We start from the raw sequence: 16,730 nt of genomic DNA, 5'->3' as shown, positions 1-16,730 counted from the left end.
TTGATGGCACTCGCGGCAGACGGAATCCAGCTGTTCATTCCGCAGGTCTACGACATCGTATGGTCTCTGATCATCCTCGTCATCGTTGCGGTGTTCTTCTACAAGTTCTTCATGCCGAAGTTCAACGCGATCTTCGACGAACGTGCGGCCAGGATCGAAGGCAACATCGCCAAGGCCGAGCAGGCCAAGAAGGACGCCGACGAAGCCAAGGCCAAGTATGAGGCGCAGCTGAGCACCGCTCGCGTCGAGGCGGCCAAGATCCGTGACGACGCCCGCGCCGAGGCATCGCACATCATCGCCGACGCACGTTCCCGCGCCGAATCCGACGCGGCGCAGATCACCGCCAACGCGCAGCGCTCCATCGAATCGCAGCACCGTCAGGCGATGGTCAGCCTCAAGGGCGAAGTCGGCACGCTTGCCGCGGCCCTCGCCGGCAAGATCCTCGGCTCCAAGCTCGAGAACGCCGACGTGCAGTCGTCGATGATCGACCAGATGATCGACGATCTGGACAGCGACAAGAAGTGACTTCGTCAATAACGTCGTCAATGACGTCAAGGAAAGGGAGGTGACCAATGCGAGGAGAGGCATCGCGCATCGCTGATCGCGTCTCACGTGACTCGCTGGCACCCAAGCTGCGTGATGCGGGCGAGGAGAACTGGCGCATCGGGAACGAACTGTTCTCGCTGACCAGCGTACTCGACCATAACATCCAGCTTGAACGCGCGCTCACCGACCCGTCGCGCCCGGTGGCCGACAAGGTCGCCGTGCTTGAGACGCTGGTCGGCGGCAAGGCCCATCCGCTGACGATGGAGATCATGACCGACTTGGTCTCGCGCCGGTGGAGCCGCGCCAAGGACATCGCCAACGCCGTCGAGGACTTCGGCGTCGACGCGATGATGTACTACGCGGACGCCACGGACGCCACCCTCAAGGTCTCCGTCGAGCTGGCCGAGCTGCATTCGGCCCTGCTGGGACTACCGGTCGTGCGCGCCAAGCTGTACGACGATCAGGCGCCGAGCGAGGCCCGTGTGAAGCTGTTCCACGAGCTGTTCGACGACAAGCATCTCAACAAGGTCACGGAGCGTCTCGCTGAGCACGCCACCTGCAACCTGCGTCGCCGCCGCTATCTGGAGACCATCCAGTGGCTGATCAACAAGTTCTCCCGTCATATGGGCGAGTCTATGGTCACCGTGACCACCGCCTCCCCGCTGACGAAGGAGCAGATCGCCCGACTGACCAAGGTGTACTCCGCCAAGGCCGGACGCGCGGTCCACATCAACTCGGTGGTCGACCCGTCCGTGCTGGGCGGCATGCGCATCCAGATCGGCGACGAGGTCACGGACAACACCGTGGTCGCGCAGCTCGAGAACCTGCGTCGCACCGTCAAGGCGGAGTCCTGACACCGCCTGACACCCAAGTTTTTCAAGACTTGACCCGAATAATAGATAAGTAATGAAGGAGTGATCATGGCAGAACTGACCATCGATCCCGCCTCGATTCGCAAGGCCCTGGACGACTTCGTGTCGTCCTACAAGCCGAGCGACAATCCCACTCAGGAAGTGGGATATGTCGCCACGGCCGGTGACGGCATTGCGCACGTGACGGGATTGCCTGGTTGCATGGCCAATGAGCTGCTGACGTTCGAAGACGGCACGCTCGGCCTGGCGTTCAACCTTGACGCCCGTGAGATCGGCGTGGTTATCCTCGGCGATTTCGCTGGAATCGAGGAAGGCCAGGAAGTGCGCCGCACGGGCGAAGTGCTCTCCGTGCCGGTCGGCGACGGCTATCTCGGTCGTGTCGTCGATCCGCTGGGCAAGCCGATCGACGGCCTCGGCGAGATCAAGAGCGAGGGACGCCGCATCCTCGAGGCGCAGGCCCCGGACGTGATGCACCGTCACCCGGTCGACGAGCCGCTGTCCACCGGCCTCAAGGCCATCGACGCAATGACGCCGATCGGCCGCGGCCAGCGTCAGCTCATCATCGGCGACCGCCAGACGGGCAAGACCGCCATCGCGATCGATACGATCATCAACCAGAAGGCCAACTGGGAATCCGGTGATCCGAAGAAGCAGGTGCGCTGCATCTACGTGGCCGTCGGCCAGAAGGGCTCGACCATCGCTTCGGTCAAGCAGAGCCTCGAGGACGCGGGCGCCATGGAGTACACGACCATCGTCGCCTCCCCGGCCTCCGATTCCGCCGGCTTCAAGTACATCGCCCCGTACACCGGCTCGGCCATCGGCCAGCACTGGATGTACAACGGCAAGCACGTCCTCATCGTCTTCGACGACCTGTCGAAGCAGGCCGAGGCGTACCGCTCGATCTCGCTGCTGCTGCGCCGCCCGCCGGGGCGCGAGGCCTACCCGGGTGATGTCTTCTACCTGCACTCCCGTCTGCTCGAACGCTGCGCGAAGGTCTCCGACGACCTCGGCGGCGGCTCGATGACGGGTCTGCCGATCGTCGAGACGAAGGCGAACGACGTGTCCGCCTACATCCCGACCAACGTGATCTCCATCACCGACGGCCAGATCTTCCTGCAGTCCGATCTGTTCAACGCCAACCAGCGTCCCGCCGTGGACGTCGGTATCTCCGTTTCTCGAGTCGGTGGCGCGGCCCAGACCAAGGCCCTGAAGAAGGTCTCCGGTACGCTGAAGATCTCCCTGGCGCAGTACCGTTCGCTGGAATCCTTCGCGATGTTCGCGTCCGATCTGGACGCCGCGTCCAAGGCCCAGCTGACCCGTGGCGCCCACCTGACCGAGCTGTTGAAGCAGCCGCAGTTCCACCCGTACTCGATGGAGCAGGAGGTCGTGTCCGTCTGGACCGGCACCCACGGTAAGCTCGATGACCTCGAGCTGTCCGATGTGCTCCCGTTCGAGCAGGGTCTGCTCGACTACCTCGACCACAACACCGATATCCTGAAGACCATCCGTGACACCGAGGACTTCACCGCCGACACCGAAAAGGCTCTTGCCAAGGCCGTCGACGAGTTCCGCGCCACCTTCGTCACCTCCGCTGGCAAGCCGCTGGTGGAGAAGAAGCCGAACGCGGCTCAGGCCACCCCGGTCGATCAGGAAAAGATCGTGGCGGGAGAGAAATAAGCCATGGGCTCGCAACTCGCATTGAAATCACGCATCCGCTCCACGGAGTCGTTGGAGAAGATCTTCAACGCCCAGGAGATGATCGCGTCTTCGCACATCGCCAAGGCCCGTGACGTGGCCCTGAACGCGAAGCCGTACACCGATGCGATTTTCGATGCCGTGCAAGCGTTGGTGGCGCATACCCATATCACGCATCCGATCGCGGTGAAGGACGAGAAGAACCCGCGCGTGGCTGTTCTCGCCCTCACCTCGGATCGTGGCATGGCCGGCCCGTACACCTCTTCGATCATCCGCGAGACCGAGTCGCTGCTGGCTCGTCTCGAGGATGACGGCAAAAAGCCGGAGCTGTTCGTGTACGGGCGTCGCGGTTCGACGTACTACAAGTACCGCAACCGTGACGTCGTGGCCACATGGGAGGGCGACACCGACCAGCCCGGCGTGGAAATCGCCGAGACGATCTCCAACACGCTGCTGGACGCCTACATGAAGCCGGCGGATCAGGGCGGAGTCTCGGAACTCTACATCGTCTACACCGAGTTCATCAACATGGTGGTCCAGAAGGTCCGCGTGCTGCGCATGCTGCCGGTCGAGATCGTGGAGGCCCCCGCGACCGCGCCCGAGGTCGGCGAGGAGCCGAACAAGGACAAGATGGCTCCGCTGTACGTCTTCGAGCCCAGCCTTGAGAAGGTGCTCGACGCGATTCTGCCGAAGTACATCCAGTCGCGTATCCACGAGTGTCTGCTGACCGCGGCCGCTTCGGAGACCGCCAGCCGTCAGAACGCCATGCACACGGCGACCGACAACGCACGCAATCTGATTGACTCCCTGACCCGCAAGCTCAACGCCTCGCGTCAGGCATCGATCACCCAGGAACTTACCGAGATCATCGGCAGCGCCGATGCTCTGAATACAAAGGAAGAGTAGGAACGCACTATGGCTGTAAAGCAGACCACTGCGCCTTCCGAGACCAACGGCGAACCGATCCACGGACGCGTCACCCGAGTCCAGGGTTCGGTTATCGACGTTGAATTCCCGGCGGGCCACATGCCTGACATCTACAACGCCCTGCACGTGACCATCGTCAACACGGGCGTCAAGGAGGAAGGCGAAGCCAAGGCTACCGAGATCACCCTTGAGGTGGAGCAGCACCTCGGCGACTCGACCGTGCGCTGCGTCGCCCTGAAGCCGACCGACGGCCTCGTGCGCGGCGCCGCCGTGTACGACACCGGCGCCTCGATCTCCGTGCCGGTCGGCAACGTGACCTTGGGCCACGTCTTCGACGTCTCCGGCAACATCCTCAACAAGAAGCCGGAAGAGCAGGTCACCGTCACCGAGCGCTGGCCTATCCACCGCAACCCGCCGGCATTCGATCAGCTGGAGTCCAAGACCCAGATGTTCGAGACCGGCATCAAGGTCATCGACCTGCTGACCCCGTACGTGCAGGGCGGCAAGATCGGTCTGTTCGGTGGTGCAGGCGTCGGCAAGACGGTCCTCATCCAGGAGATGATCCAGCGCGTGGCCCAGAACCACGGCGGCGTCTCCGTGTTCGCCGGCGTCGGCGAGCGCACCCGTGAGGGCAACGATCTGATCGGCGAGATGGACGAGGCCGGCGTTCTCGAGAAGACCGCCCTGGTCTTCGGCCAGATGGATGAGCAGCCGGGCACCCGTCTGCGCGTCCCGCTGACCGCTCTGACGATGGCCGAGTACTTCCGCGACGTGCAGAACCAGGACGTGCTGCTGTTCATCGACAACATCTTCCGCTTCACGCAGGCCGGTTCCGAGGTGTCCACGCTGCTGGGCCGTATGCCTTCCGCCGTGGGCTACCAGCCGAACCTGGCCGATGAGATGGGTGCTCTGCAGGAGCGCATCACCTCGACGCGTGGCCACTCCATCACCTCGCTGCAGGCCATCTACGTGCCGGCCGATGATTACACCGACCCGGCCCCGGCCACGACCTTCGCCCACCTCGACGCGACGACCGAGCTTTCCCGTGACATCGCGTCCAAGGGCATCTACCCGGCCGTGGACCCGCTGAGCTCGACCTCGCGAATCCTCGATCCGCGTTACGTCGGCCAGGCCCACTACGAGTGCGCGAACCGCGTCAAGGCGATTCTGCAGCGTAACAAGGAGCTGCAGGACATCATCGCCCTGATCGGTATCGACGAGCTGTCCGAAGAGGACAAGACCACCGTCAACCGCGCTCGCCGCATCGAGCAGTTCCTCGGCCAGAACTTCTACGTTGCCGAGAAGTTCACCGGTCGTCCGGGCTCCTACGTGCCGGCCGACGAGACCATCGAGGCCTTCACCCGCATCTGCGACGGCGTGTACGACGACGTCCCGGAGCAGGCGTTCTCCGGCATCGGCGGTATCGACGACCTCGAGAAGAAGTGGCACGACATGCAGAAGGAACTGGGTGCGTGATGGCTGGATCGGACAAGACCACGATGCAGGTCAACATCGTCGCGGCCGACCACCCCGTGTGGCACGGCGAGGCGAGGAGCGTGACCATCCCGGCCGCCGAGGGCGGCATGGGCATCCTGCCGGATCATGAGCCGGTGCTCACGATCATCAAGCAGGGCACGGTCACCGTGGTTGAACCCGACGAGGATCGCCACATGTTCGAAGTGACCGACGGATTCATCTCCTTCGATTCGAACAAGCTCACCGTGGCCGTCGAGCGCGGCCGCGACGTGCAGTACTCCACTACGGAGGAGCAGTGACCCGGTGGCGATCGGCTGACTGATCGCCTCGCATCGCGAACAACGACAAGCGCCTCGGCGCGTTCCGTCCCGAAAGGAAGAACGCGCCGAGGCGCTTTGTCATACGTCAGAACAGCCGCAGCGACCCGTCCTCGGTGCCCTTCATGTCCTCGTAGTCGAGGATCAGGCAGCGGAAGCCGCGGTCCTCGGCCAGAACGCGCGCCTGCGGGGTGATGGTCTGCGCGGCGAAGATGCCGTGGACCGGGGCGAGCAGCGGGTCGCGGTTGAGCAGCTCGCAGTAGCGGGTGAGCTGCTCAACGCCGTCGATACCGCCGTGGCGTTTGATTTCGATCGCCACGTGCTCGCCGTCCGCGTTGACCGCCATGATGTCGACCGGCCCGATCGCGGTCGGATATTCGCGTCGCACGAGTTTCGCGCCTTCGCCGATGCGTTCGATCTGCGCGGCGAGATACTGCTGGAGATGGTCCTCGACGCCGTCCTTGACGAGACCCGGATCCTGGCCGAGATCGAAGGACTGGTCGGAGTAGACGTGGTACAGCGTCACTTCGAGGATGTCGGAGCTCTTCGCGGCGCTCACGCGCAGGATCTTCTCGATCGGACTGTCGTCCGGAGTCACCTCCGGAGTTCCCTCCGGGGTCTCGTCAGGCTTCTCGTCAGGCTCGATCTCCCTGATCGTGCAGGGGGCGGCCATCCAGTTGAGCGGCTTGTACGAGCCCAGTTCGGAGAAGATGAGCAGGCTGTTGTCCGCCTTGATGAGCAGGACGCGTTTGGCGGGAGGAAGGGAGGCGTTGAGCCGCCCGGAGTAGATCGCGGAGCAATCGGCAACAAGGATTCGCATAAGGCCACACTCTAGCGCATGCGTGACAATCGAACCTTCCGGGCATACGATGGTATCAACCGGGTTTCGGGAGAGAGAAGGTCCCCATGAACTGTCCGAATTGCGGTGCTGCATGTGATGACGGTGATCGATTCTGCAATAAGTGCGGCCATTTGCTGTCCGAACCGGTGCCGACGGTCCCGCAGACGACGAAACCGTCCCGGGTGTTCTGCCTGAGCTGCGGTGCCGTCATCACCCCGGGCAACCGGTTCTGCGAGCAGTGCGGCGCTCCTGTCGAGAACGATACGCATTCCCAGCCGGTCCCCACTTCGGTGACCACTTCAACGCCGGAGACCACGCCGCACGTCACCCCCGTCGCCGCCGATGTGGGGCGGACCGCCGGAAGATCCCTGTCCACGCCCGTGATCGCCGCGATCGTGGCGGCAGTGGTGGTCGTGGTTGCGATAGCCGCGTTCCTCATCATCCGGTTCGTCGGCTCGCGCGATGCGGGCGTGACGGCACCGGGCGCGTCGAACGGCGCGGCCAGCTCGCAGAGCGCCCCGAAGCCGGACGACGCAGGAGACAAGTCCGATGCGGCGAAGACGTGCACGAGCGCGCCCGAGGGCAAGGTGGACTCCATCAAGTCGATCGGTGACGGTGTGATCGCCTCCGTGAGGTTCACGTCGGGATGCGACGCGGGCACGTTCTCGTCCAAGGACGTGCGCGTCACCCTCACCGAGGACGGCGCGACGGTCGCCGACGCGATCTTCGACTTCACGAAGGAACCGATCACGAGCGGCAGGTCGGGCAGGACCATCGAACTGTCCTATCCGTTCGGCAGCTACTGGCGTTCGGCGGATCACCTGACGTCGGCAACGAGCGGCATCGATGTGAAGGTCGCGACCGGCGCGACGCCCGCATCCGACTCCACGTCCGGCGTCGGATCTGCTCTTGCGGCCGCCTCGGTGCCCGACGCCGATGCGAACGGTGCGGCGCAGACGGCGATCCAATGGCAGATCGCCAACGATCGCAACGCGGCGAACGGCTTCATGACGACGATCACCACGCAGCTATCCAGCAAGCGCGACGGCCTCGATGCCGAAGGCAAGACATGGCATTATCAGGACATCTACGAACAATATCTGACCATGAAGGCCAAGTATCCGAACACGCTGCTCGTCGATTCCTCCGACTGGCCCACCTACCGCAACACCGGCACGACCGGATGGTACGTGCTGCTGTCGGGCGAGAGCTTCCCGGACACCGGTTCGGCGAGCTCGTGGTGCGCGGCGCAGGGCATGTCCAAGGACGATTGCATCCCGGTCGATCTGCAATGATCGAAGGAGATGCGACGACGGTGCAGTTGTGGTCGAGCCATAGCAAATCGGTTCACAGAAAGTAAAGGAGTCAAGATGAAATACTGTTCACAGTGTGGAGCGCAGAATCCCCAGACGGCGCGATTCTGCAGACAATGCGGTCATCAGTTCAGCGTGCAGCCCGCCGCGCCGGTTCCGCCTCCGGCCTCGCCCGCGGAGAAGACGACGGTGCTGCCGCATATGCCTGATGCCGGCATCGGCATGATGGCCACGCAGCCGATCGCACGTCCGAATGACCTGTTCGAGCAGCCGTCCTCGGATCTGTCCGAGCTGGCCGCACTGGTCAACCACTCGATGGACGCGGAACCGCCGGCCACGCCTGCCGGACCGGCGAACGACTCGGGAAGCGTGAAGGACGATGCGGCGGGTACCGCGAAGGATGCGGCGGGTACGGATGCCGTCGCGTCGAAGACGAAGGCGTCCACCGAGTCCGAGACGGAGGCCATCGCGTCCGAGCCGGCGGAGTCCGTTGAGCCGGTGGAGCCGGTGGCGTCCGAGGAAACCGGGAGGTTCGACGAGTCCGCAGCATCCGATGCGTCGAAATCCCATGATGAGCCGGTGACTGATGCCGAGGCGAATCCGCCGGTGCGGGAGACGCAGGCCGCGCCGGTTCAGCCGATGGCGGAACAGGCGTATCAGCAGCAGCCCTACGGCCAGCCCGCCCATCCGCAGCAGACCGGATTCCAGCAGCCTGCCTATCAGCAGCTCGCTGGCCAGCAGTACGAGCCGCAGTACGGATCTCAGCCCGGTCCGCAGCCGTTCGTCCAACCGAATGCCCAGCCTCAGCCCGGTCCGCAGTACGCATCGCAGTACGATCCGCAGTCTGGCCCGCAGTCTGGCCCGCAGTCTGGCCCCGATCAGCGGAATCCTTACGGTCAGCCCGGCTACCAGCCTCAGCCCGGCTTCACGCAACCGCAGCCCGGCTATCAGCAGCCGAACTACCAGCAGCAGCCGGCCGGCCCCGCGGCACAGCCCTCGCGATTCGAAGCCGAGGCACGCACCTTTGGCACGTGGCTGAAGACCTTCTTCTCCAAGCCCACCGATGTGGGGAAGGGGCAGCCGTGGTATGCGATCGTCGTGATCCTCGCCGTCGCGCTGATCTCGGCATGGAGCTGCCTGCTGGTTCTGACCCACGGAGGCTCGTCGATACTCAATGCGATCCCGATGTCCTCGATCTCCTCGTCGATCGGAAACGAGGCGCAAAGCGCGGCCCTGCCGGTGTTCATGCTGCTATGGATCGTGTTCGCCCTGTACGACTACGGTTCGATCGCCGTCGCGTGGCTGATGCTGCGCATCGAAGGTGATCCCACGACGTTCGGCTCCTTCCACGACCGTGTGGCGCATGCCCTCGGCCCCTGGGCGGTGCTGAACATCGCCGCGTTCCTGCTCGCGCTCGTGCAGCTTGATCCGCTCGCGATGCTCATCTGGATGCTTGCGACGTCCACGCGCATCGCATGGATGACCTCGCTCGTATGGAACGGCGAGGTGCATCGCGGTCTCGATCCGCACTGGGTCCGATTCCTGTGCGTGCTGCTGCAGGGCGTGCTGATCGGCATCCTGCTGTTCATCCTATTGACGATCACCGGTACGGTTCTCGGATCGATCGTCGCCTCGCATGCCAGCAACTACCTCCAGCAGTTCACCGGCGGCTACTGAGCGGAACACCGCCAGCAGCCGCCGGAGAGCGGTTCGATTCGGCGTTAGGATCAGTACGCGGCGAGGATGTCGATGACGAACACCAGCGTCGAGTTCGCCGGGATCGAACCGCTCGCCTTATCGCCGTAGCCCTTGTCCGGCGGGATGATGAGGAGCACCTGCGAGCCGACCGTCTGGCCCTTGAGACCCTCCTTCCAGCCGGTGATGATCCCGCCGGACTCGGACAGGTCGGCGTCGAACGTCGTGTTCTTGTCCCACGAGGAGTCGAACTGCGTGCCGTTGGTGAGCCAACCGGTGTACTTGACCACCGCGTGGCTTGAATCGGTCAGCTCCTGGCCGTTGCCCTTGATGAGCGTCTGCGTGACCATCTGGCTCACCGAGCCCTGGCCGTTCATGTCGATCGACGGCTTGCCGTCCTTCGCACGCGTCACCTTCGGCAGGTTCGCCGGCACGTCCGCGACCGGCGTGCCCTCGGCCTTCGTCAGGTCCTTCGACTTGGAGATCAGCGTGTAGGCGAGGATGTACGACGTGCCGGAGCTGTTCGAATCGTTGATGCCGAACGCGATCGTCGAATTGAGCTTCAGTCCCACGATCTTCGTGTACGGCGGGATCTGCTCCAGATTGCTGTCGGTCAGGGAGATCGAGCAGTCCGGGGTGTTCTTCTCCCACGAGCTCATCAGCTCGGAGCCGTCCTTCACGTTCATCGCGATGCCCTGGGCGCACACGCGGTCGCCCTTCTCGATCGTCGCGCCGTTGCCCTCCTGCAGCACGGCGTACGTGTTGTTCTGCACGGTCATCGGCGTCTTGAACTTGATCGACGGCTTCTTGCCGGGCTCGCCGGTGGCGGTGATGCCCGCGATCTGGTCCATCTTCGTCGAGGACGACGAAGACGAGTCGGACGAGGACGACTTGGACGAGTCGGAGGACGACTTCTTGGCGGACGAGTCGGACGACGACGAACCTCCGCAGGCCGCCAGCGTCGCGCACATGGCCAGCGAGCACACGGCCAGCACGGAACGAACAGTGGATGAATCATGGCTTTACGCATGGCTATCACCCTAGCCGAAAACCCTGATTTTCCGCCCGTGCGCGCAGCCGGTCCTCTACGCGTCCTGCACGTTGGGCCTCCCCGCGCTCGGCAAAGGATTGTAGAATGGCCCTATTATGAGACTTACCAAACGCAACAGAACACCCGAAAACGCGCAGGAAGAGGCGCTTCGGGCGAAGCGCCACGCCATGATCATGCGCGGCGTCGTCACCCCGATTTTCGGTCTGCTCGCCGTCGCGGCGATCGCGTTGGGACTGCTCAACGCCACCGTCTGGCAGCCCAGCCGTACGATCACCGCCGATGCCAAGGTGACGGGCACGCGATACATCGTCACCGATCCCGACGTGCTTGGACTGGTCGACGACCGTGTGACGATCACGGCCGACGGCGGCGGTTCCGGCACCGTGTGCGTCGCGATCGCCTCGTCCAAGGACGCCACCGGGTGGCTCGCCGGACACCCCTACACCCGACTGACCGGCCTGTCCGACTGGACCACGCTGTCGACCGAACGTGCCTCCGCCGGCAGCGGCCAGTCCGACGCCCAGTCCGATTCGGGCGATGCGGGCGATGCGGACGTCGCCTTCGCCGACTCCGACATGTGGCGGTCCGTGCAGTGCGGCGACGGCTCGACCGAAATCAAGGCGACCTCCTCGGCCGTCACCGACGTGGCGCTCGTCGACCTCGGCGAAGGGGGCGACTCGGCCGACGTCTCGTTCACGTGGACGCGCAAGACCCTGCCCGACTACTCCACGCCGATGTACTTCCTCGGCGGACTGCTGGTCGTGCTCGCGATCCTGACCGCATCGGTCTTCGCGATGCCGCCGCACAAGCGCCGCAAGCGCGTCGTCGAAAGCGACCCCATTCCGGCACGCGAGGAGGAGGTCTCCATCGCCGAGGCGTTCACCGGAAGCCTCAACGCGATCAAGCCGAGCTTCACGCCGAAGAGCAGCGGACGACCGCGCCGTCGCCACGCGGTCGGATCGGACACCTCGTCGTCGATTCCGGTCATCCGGATCGAGGGGGAGAGCGAAACCGGAACGCAGCCGGTGGTCGTCGACCCGTCGTCGCGCAACCTCGTCGCCGACGCCGGTGCGAACGCGACGCCCGCGCCGACGACGTCCGAGCCGCAGCCGGAACCGGTCGACGACAGCGCCACGTCCGTCATCTCGCAGGACGAACTGCAGGCGTACTTCGCCCGACTCGCGCGGGAGGTCGGCGAGGAATCGACCTCCGGCGACGGCGATGGCGGCAATGGCGGCAACGATAACGGCAACGACGACAAGGGAAAGGAGTGAGATCGCCGATGAGGAACACGAGGAACATGATGACACGCTTCGGCCGCACCGCCACGAAGGCGCTTGCGATCGCGCTCTCTGCGGGACTGCTGGTCTCGCTTGCCGCCTGCGAGGGGCAGGTGCCGAAGGTCGCCTCGCCCGACTCGTCCACCCACGCGCCCGACCTGACCGTCAAGCAGGAGGAGCGGATTCGCACCAAGATCCTCGACACGCTCGCCGCCTCCGACAAGGCGGTGAGCGCCGACGGACTGGCCGCACGCGTCACCGGACCGGAGCTGGAGATCCGCACCAGCCAGCTCGCCGTCGCCAAGGCCACCGGATCGCTCGACAAGCTCGCCACCATCCCGCGCGGCATGACGCAGACCGTCATCCCGACCGACGACGGCTGGCCGCGCACCGTGTACACGATCACCACCACCACCGAAGACCAGCAGTCCAAGCGACTGCTCGTCTTCACTCAGGACTCCCCGCGCCAGAACTACAAGCTGTGGGGACTCGCCCGACTCTTCCAGGGCGCCGAACTGCCGAAGTTCGAAGTCCCCAAACTCGGCACCGAAATGGGCACCGCGAACGACGCCAAGCTCGTCGCCACCCCGGCCAAGGCGGTCGAGATGTACGCGGACCTGCTCAACAAGGATGCGCAGAGCGAATACAACGCCAAGTTCAAGGACGACCTGCTGCGCCAGGAGCTGCGCACGCTCGACCAGACCGTCCAGCAGGGTATGGAGGCGAACAAGGGCACGCAGCAGCAGACGTTCACCGTGCCCAAGGACCAGCTCAAGGTCATGCGCTCCACCGACGGCGGCGACCTCGTCGTCGCACGCATCGACTCGGTCTGGACGCGCCAGGCCGGAGAGGGACGCGAATCGCTGCCCGCCAACAACAACGAGAAGGCGCTGTTCGGCAACGGCAAGGCCACCAGCACGATGAAGGTCACCTACGTGAACGTGATCGCGCTGTACATCCCGCCGGCGGGCGGCTCCGGAGACGCGGCCAAGATCACCGCGGTCGGAGCCGAACGCTACGCCGTCAAGGTCGAAGCGCTGTAGCGCGCTTTTCTGCTTTTCGTGGTCGGCCGGAGGGGGCCGTGATCCACGTCGCTGGACACACTCAAGGGTCCGACTTGCGTCGGATTTCGCAGCTGAGCTGCTCACTTCGCCTATGGACAGGCCACTGGACTGTCCATTTCACGGCTCAGCAGCCAAGCCTACGGTCCAGCAACGTGGATCACGGCCCCCTCCTCGTTTGCGTGCAGACGTGCGTTTCGTACGGAACTTGGCGTGGGGTGGAATCCGCGTTGATCGACCGTAGGCTTGGCCGAACGGCCTTGAGTGTGTCGAGCAACGCGGATTCCACCCCACGCCCCACAGGCACATGTCCGCAGACAAGGCAAACGTACGTGCGTTTCGTGGTCGGCGATATTGGTGCGGAAGTTTCGCTGCGTCACTAAGATGAGTGACGGCGTTATTGAGATTTCGTAAGTCACAGTGGAGGCGTGGTATGGCTGATCAGCCGAAGTTCAATCCCGGGGTTTCTCTGGCGGGGGCCGTCGATCTGGAGGCTCTGGCGCATCAGGTGAAGGCGGAGCCCGGTCAGGCCGGCGGTGCGCCCGCGGCCGGCGGCTACGTCATCGACACCACCGAGAACACGTTCCAGGCGATGGTGCAGACCTCCGCCACGTTCCCGATCCTGCTGTTCCTGTGGGTGCCGACCGACGATCGCCTCTTCCCGATGGCCCGCGCGCTCGCCGATGCGGTCAACGCGCTCAAGGGTCAGGTGCAGATGTCTCGTATCGACATCGCCTCCTATCCCTCGATCGCGCAGGCGCTGCAGGTGCAGGGCGCTCCTGCGCTGTTCGCGCTGATCGCCGGCCGTCCGATGCCGCTGCTGCAGGGCGTCGCCACCGATGACGAACTGGCCCAGATCAAGGATCAGGTGCTGCCGAAGATCGTCGCGATGGCGCAGCAGTCCGGCGTGACCGGCACCGCGCCGTATTCGGGCGATCCGTCCGCCGACGGCGCCGATGGGGCGGCTGCGGGCGATGGCTCCGCTGCGGGCGCCGGCTCGAACGTCGTGCCGCCGGAGCATCAGGAGGCGTATCAGCTGGCCCAGGCCGGCGACTACGCGGGTGCCGCCGCGGCCTACGCGCAGGTGCTGGAATCCGATCCGGGCGATGTGGTCGCCGCCCGTGAACGCGCCAAGGCGCTGCTGCTGGCCCGCTCCGCCAACGCGGATGTGCGTGAGGTGCGTGCCGCCGCGGCCGCCTCTCCGGATGATGTCGAGGCGCAGCTCGCCGTGGCCGACGTGGACATGATCGGCGGTCAGATCCAGGACGCCTTCGACCGTCTGCTCGACTTCGTGGCCTCCGGCCACAAGGCCGACATCGAGCCGGTGCGCAAGCGTCTGCTCGAGTACTTCGCGATCCCCGATGCGGCCGATGCGCGTCTTCGCGCCGCCCGCCGCCGCCTCGCCACCCTCATGTACTAGATCTCGTCCCTGATGGCCCCGGGTGGCCCCTCTGACGAGGAGCTGTCGGCGAAGTACTACTCCATCCTTCGGTTCGTCCCGAAATACGGCTGGAAATGCGGTCCGTTGGCGGCGAGCTCCCGTTCGAACTCGTCCCGCCACTGGCTGAACGGCCTTCCGGCCAGTCCGTCGTTGTTGAATCTCGGCTGGTCGGTGATCTCGGTGATGCAGAACCTCGGGATCGTCAGGTTCGTGACCGGGGTGGCGCGTTCCGCCTCGGCCACGACCAGCGGCGCGTTCGTTCCTCCGAACACGTCGACGCTCCAGCCGTCCTCCGCGATCCACACCGAATAGCGGTTCTTGATGATGAGCGCGCCGCCGCGCTGCACCAGTTCCGTGGCGATGCGGGTGTCGATCGCATGCTCCATCTCGTAGCGGGTTCCGCCCACGGAGGGGCCCTTGACCGTCACGTAGGCCGACGAGAAGTGGTCGCGGTAGCGGTCGAGTATCTCTATGGGGTCGAGGTCCGGGGTCATCTCGACGCGAATGTCGTGCGATTTGAGCCTGACGCGCAGCGCGTAGTTGTCGGCGTGCACGTAATAGCTTTGCAGGATCAGCGTGGGGGTGTCGCCGTCGTCATATTCGGCGGGCATCTCGCGGCAGAAGAACCGGCGCTCGTACTCGAAATCGTTCACAGGCTCGGACATACCTCAAGTGTAGCGTCAGACGTCCTGACGGCAGAGACGAACGGGCGGTTCGAGTGGCTTTGTCGAGCTTTTCCACGAGCTTTCTGCGTTGCAAGGGGTACTTTTCGTGGTTTGCGGACATCTATCTCGCTTATGAGGGGCACTTGGTGCAAGTACAAACGCCCCGAAACGGCTTGGTTGCCATGAAGCTCAGCCGTTTTCATGCCCTATTACTTCAGACAGGTACCCCTCGTAAGCGAGATAGATGTCCGCAACGGGCGAAATGTACCCCATGTAACGCAGAAAGGTCCGAAGTGAGGTGCGCCGGGCGCGCAAGTGGTGTACAGTAGGGGAGTTGCGTTGTGCGAGGCGTATGTTTCGTGCGGTGCATGGGTCCGTAGCTCAGTGGATAGAGCGTCTGTCTCCGGAACAGAAGGTTCCGGTAGCACTTCCGCTGGGATGGGAGCTCAGCCCTACTCTCGCTTAGAGAGTGGGATAACTGAAGATTAGGCAAAAATCCCGCCAGACACGATTAGACACGATGGCGGAATTACCTCGGACTCCCGGGGTCGTCTGCCTCTCAACCGTGAGGTTGGTGAAGGTGGAATCTCGGGTGGATGTGGTGGTATAATTTGCGCGCTTGGGTTCGTAGCTCAGCTGGATAGAGCGTTCGCCTCCGGAGCGAAAGGTCGAGAGTTCGAATCTCTTCGAGCCCACAAGTAAGCCCGCTTCCCAATTTGGGAGGCGGGCTCTTTCTTATTTCAATCCATCGGGCTCTTTCTTATTTCAATCCATATTTGGCACGCTGTTTGAGCAGAGGAATGATTGCGCTGAGAGGTATACGTCCATCCTCATTTGGATGAATGTGACCCCGTTGGATCCATGAGCGGATAGTGCTTGCCGGAATCCGTATTCCCGCTCTGGCGCATTCATTACTCAGTTCGGTCGGAGTGCCCTCCATCGTGGAGACGGATAGCTTGGCGAGTAGTCGGTCGGCCACCATACGTCGGTGGACGTGGGCTTCGCATTGCACGCAATCGCCGTAGTCGGCATCAGGCTCGCCCCATACCACGCCGCCGCACTCCGGGCATACGCCGAACGCCACTTGCGGTTCTGGCGGCTCCAGCATGGCGAGCATCCGGTTGTTGACGTCGGAGAATTCAGCGAGCCATGCGCCGGCATCTGCGCTATGGAACAGTCGTTCGATGCGTTCGAGCACTGCATGACACATTGCCGGTACGGTTGTCTTTTCGTCCGAGGCATGTTTCCACCCCACGGCCATGGCCGCTAATCGCATCTGTCGCTCAGCTTCGCAGCACAATTCCCATGCGCCGGTTCTGATCGGCAAAGAGGATTCGGATGCCTGTGCACGGACACCGCCTTCCATGTGAACGGAGGCTTGCTTCGTCGCAACGAGCAACAACGCCGTATACCCGTTGCCAATGTCTCGAACCGTTGTCACCATAAGCTTTTCGCATTCAGCGCAGAGGTGGTGAGCTTCAACGGCACGGTTGCCATCAAGCCGCGAACAGTGTCCTCTCATAACGATCATTCCTTCTCTCGCATGACGT

Annotated in this window: 15 protein-coding genes and 1 tRNA gene; 12 read left to right on the top strand and 4 right to left on the bottom strand. The window is 63.9% G+C overall.

From position 1 onward, the window contains the following. Positions 1–3 precede the first annotated feature (3 nt). The 6 genes from BCAL_RS11575 to BCAL_RS11550 all read left to right on the top strand — a co-directional run bounded on the left by BCAL_RS11575 (position 4) and on the right by BCAL_RS11550 (position 5,815). On the top strand, positions 4–525 hold the full coding sequence (locus BCAL_RS11575) for a F0F1 ATP synthase subunit B (RefSeq protein WP_043165903.1): 522 nt from the start codon (positions 4–6) through the stop codon (positions 523–525). A 47-nt stretch (positions 526–572) separates the two neighbouring features. Beyond that, on the top strand, positions 573–1,400 hold the full coding sequence (locus tag BCAL_RS11570) for a F0F1 ATP synthase subunit delta (RefSeq protein ID WP_043165901.1): 828 nt from the start codon (positions 573–575) through the stop codon (positions 1,398–1,400). Between the two features lie 66 nt (positions 1,401–1,466). Further along, positions 1,467–3,095 carry a F0F1 ATP synthase subunit alpha gene (gene atpA / locus BCAL_RS11565; RefSeq protein WP_043165899.1) on the top strand — a complete coding sequence of 543 codons (1,629 nt, stop codon included), beginning with the start codon at positions 1,467–1,469 and terminating at the stop codon, positions 3,093–3,095. A gap of 3 nt (positions 3,096–3,098) precedes the next feature. After that, positions 3,099–4,019 carry a F0F1 ATP synthase subunit gamma gene (locus BCAL_RS11560; protein WP_043165898.1) on the top strand — a complete coding sequence of 307 codons (921 nt, stop codon included), beginning with the start codon at positions 3,099–3,101 and terminating at the stop codon, positions 4,017–4,019. Between the two features lie 9 nt (positions 4,020–4,028). Next, complete coding sequence (gene atpD, locus BCAL_RS11555; RefSeq protein WP_043165896.1) at positions 4,029–5,516, top strand: F0F1 ATP synthase subunit beta; 1,488 nt, start codon at positions 4,029–4,031, stop codon at positions 5,514–5,516. Beyond that, the gene (locus BCAL_RS11550) at positions 5,516–5,815 is read left to right on the top strand and encodes a F0F1 ATP synthase subunit epsilon (protein WP_043165894.1); all 300 of its coding nucleotides are present in this window, start codon (positions 5,516–5,518) and stop codon (positions 5,813–5,815) included. The genes atpD and BCAL_RS11550 overlap by 1 nt, the downstream gene beginning before the upstream one ends. 106 nt (positions 5,816–5,921) lie before the next feature. On the opposite strand, the gene nucS is transcribed toward BCAL_RS11550, so the two are convergent. After that, entirely contained in the window at positions 5,922–6,653 is a 732-nt protein-coding gene (gene nucS / locus BCAL_RS11545; RefSeq protein WP_043165892.1) for an endonuclease NucS, read from the bottom strand. Positions 6,654–6,739: 86 nt separating this feature from the next. Between nucS and BCAL_RS12455 the strand changes: the two genes are divergently transcribed. Together BCAL_RS12455 and BCAL_RS11535 are read left to right on the top strand one after the other, a co-directional pair. Continuing rightward, positions 6,740–7,969 carry a zinc ribbon domain-containing protein gene (locus BCAL_RS12455; RefSeq protein ID WP_081887460.1) on the top strand — a complete coding sequence of 410 codons (1,230 nt, stop codon included), beginning with the start codon at positions 6,740–6,742 and terminating at the stop codon, positions 7,967–7,969. A 75-nt stretch (positions 7,970–8,044) separates the two neighbouring features. Continuing rightward, entirely contained in the window at positions 8,045–9,664 is a 1,620-nt protein-coding gene (locus tag BCAL_RS11535) for a zinc ribbon domain-containing protein (RefSeq protein ID WP_160268288.1), read from the top strand. A gap of 50 nt (positions 9,665–9,714) precedes the next feature. On the opposite strand, the gene BCAL_RS11530 is transcribed toward BCAL_RS11535, so the two are convergent. Continuing rightward, positions 9,715–10,653 (bottom strand): FKBP-type peptidyl-prolyl cis-trans isomerase, encoded by a 939-nt coding sequence (locus tag BCAL_RS11530; RefSeq protein WP_052401223.1) that lies wholly within the window; start codon positions 10,651–10,653, stop codon positions 9,715–9,717. Positions 10,654–10,828: 175 nt separating this feature from the next. Here BCAL_RS11530 and BCAL_RS11525 point away from each other — a divergent pair, with 175 nt between their 5' ends. From BCAL_RS11525 to BCAL_RS11515, 3 genes are all read left to right on the top strand, one after another. Further along, positions 10,829–12,007, top strand: a complete 1,179-nt coding sequence (locus BCAL_RS11525; RefSeq protein WP_043165883.1) for a hypothetical protein — start codon at positions 10,829–10,831, stop codon at positions 12,005–12,007. A 26-nt stretch (positions 12,008–12,033) separates the two neighbouring features. After that, positions 12,034–13,056: a DUF8094 domain-containing protein gene (locus BCAL_RS11520; RefSeq protein WP_043165961.1), complete on the top strand. Its 1,023-nt coding sequence runs from the start codon at positions 12,034–12,036 to the stop codon at positions 13,054–13,056. A gap of 451 nt (positions 13,057–13,507) precedes the next feature. Further along, the gene (locus BCAL_RS11515; RefSeq protein WP_043165881.1) at positions 13,508–14,494 is read left to right on the top strand and encodes a tetratricopeptide repeat protein; all 987 of its coding nucleotides are present in this window, start codon (positions 13,508–13,510) and stop codon (positions 14,492–14,494) included. Positions 14,495–14,550: 56 nt separating this feature from the next. Here the strand turns inward: BCAL_RS11515 and BCAL_RS11510 are convergent, their stop codons facing one another. After that, entirely contained in the window at positions 14,551–15,180 is a 630-nt protein-coding gene (locus BCAL_RS11510; RefSeq protein WP_043165879.1) for a CYTH domain-containing protein, read from the bottom strand. Between the two features lie 621 nt (positions 15,181–15,801). On the opposite strand from BCAL_RS11510, the gene BCAL_RS11505 reads away from it, so the two are divergent. Further along, positions 15,802–15,875: transfer RNA gene (locus BCAL_RS11505), tRNA-Arg, on the top strand. A 65-nt stretch (positions 15,876–15,940) separates the two neighbouring features. Here the strand turns inward: BCAL_RS11505 and BCAL_RS13845 are convergent. Then, positions 15,941–16,702 carry a hypothetical protein gene (locus tag BCAL_RS13845; RefSeq protein WP_052119144.1) on the bottom strand — a complete coding sequence of 254 codons (762 nt, stop codon included), beginning with the start codon at positions 16,700–16,702 and terminating at the stop codon, positions 15,941–15,943. Positions 16,703–16,730 lie beyond the last annotated feature (28 nt).

Origin of the sequence: Bifidobacterium callitrichos DSM 23973, from assembly GCF_000741175.1 — a bacterium.
Classification (GTDB): domain Bacteria; phylum Actinomycetota; class Actinomycetes; order Actinomycetales; family Bifidobacteriaceae; genus Bifidobacterium; species Bifidobacterium callitrichos.
This window is presented reverse-complemented; position numbering and strand designations above follow the sequence as displayed.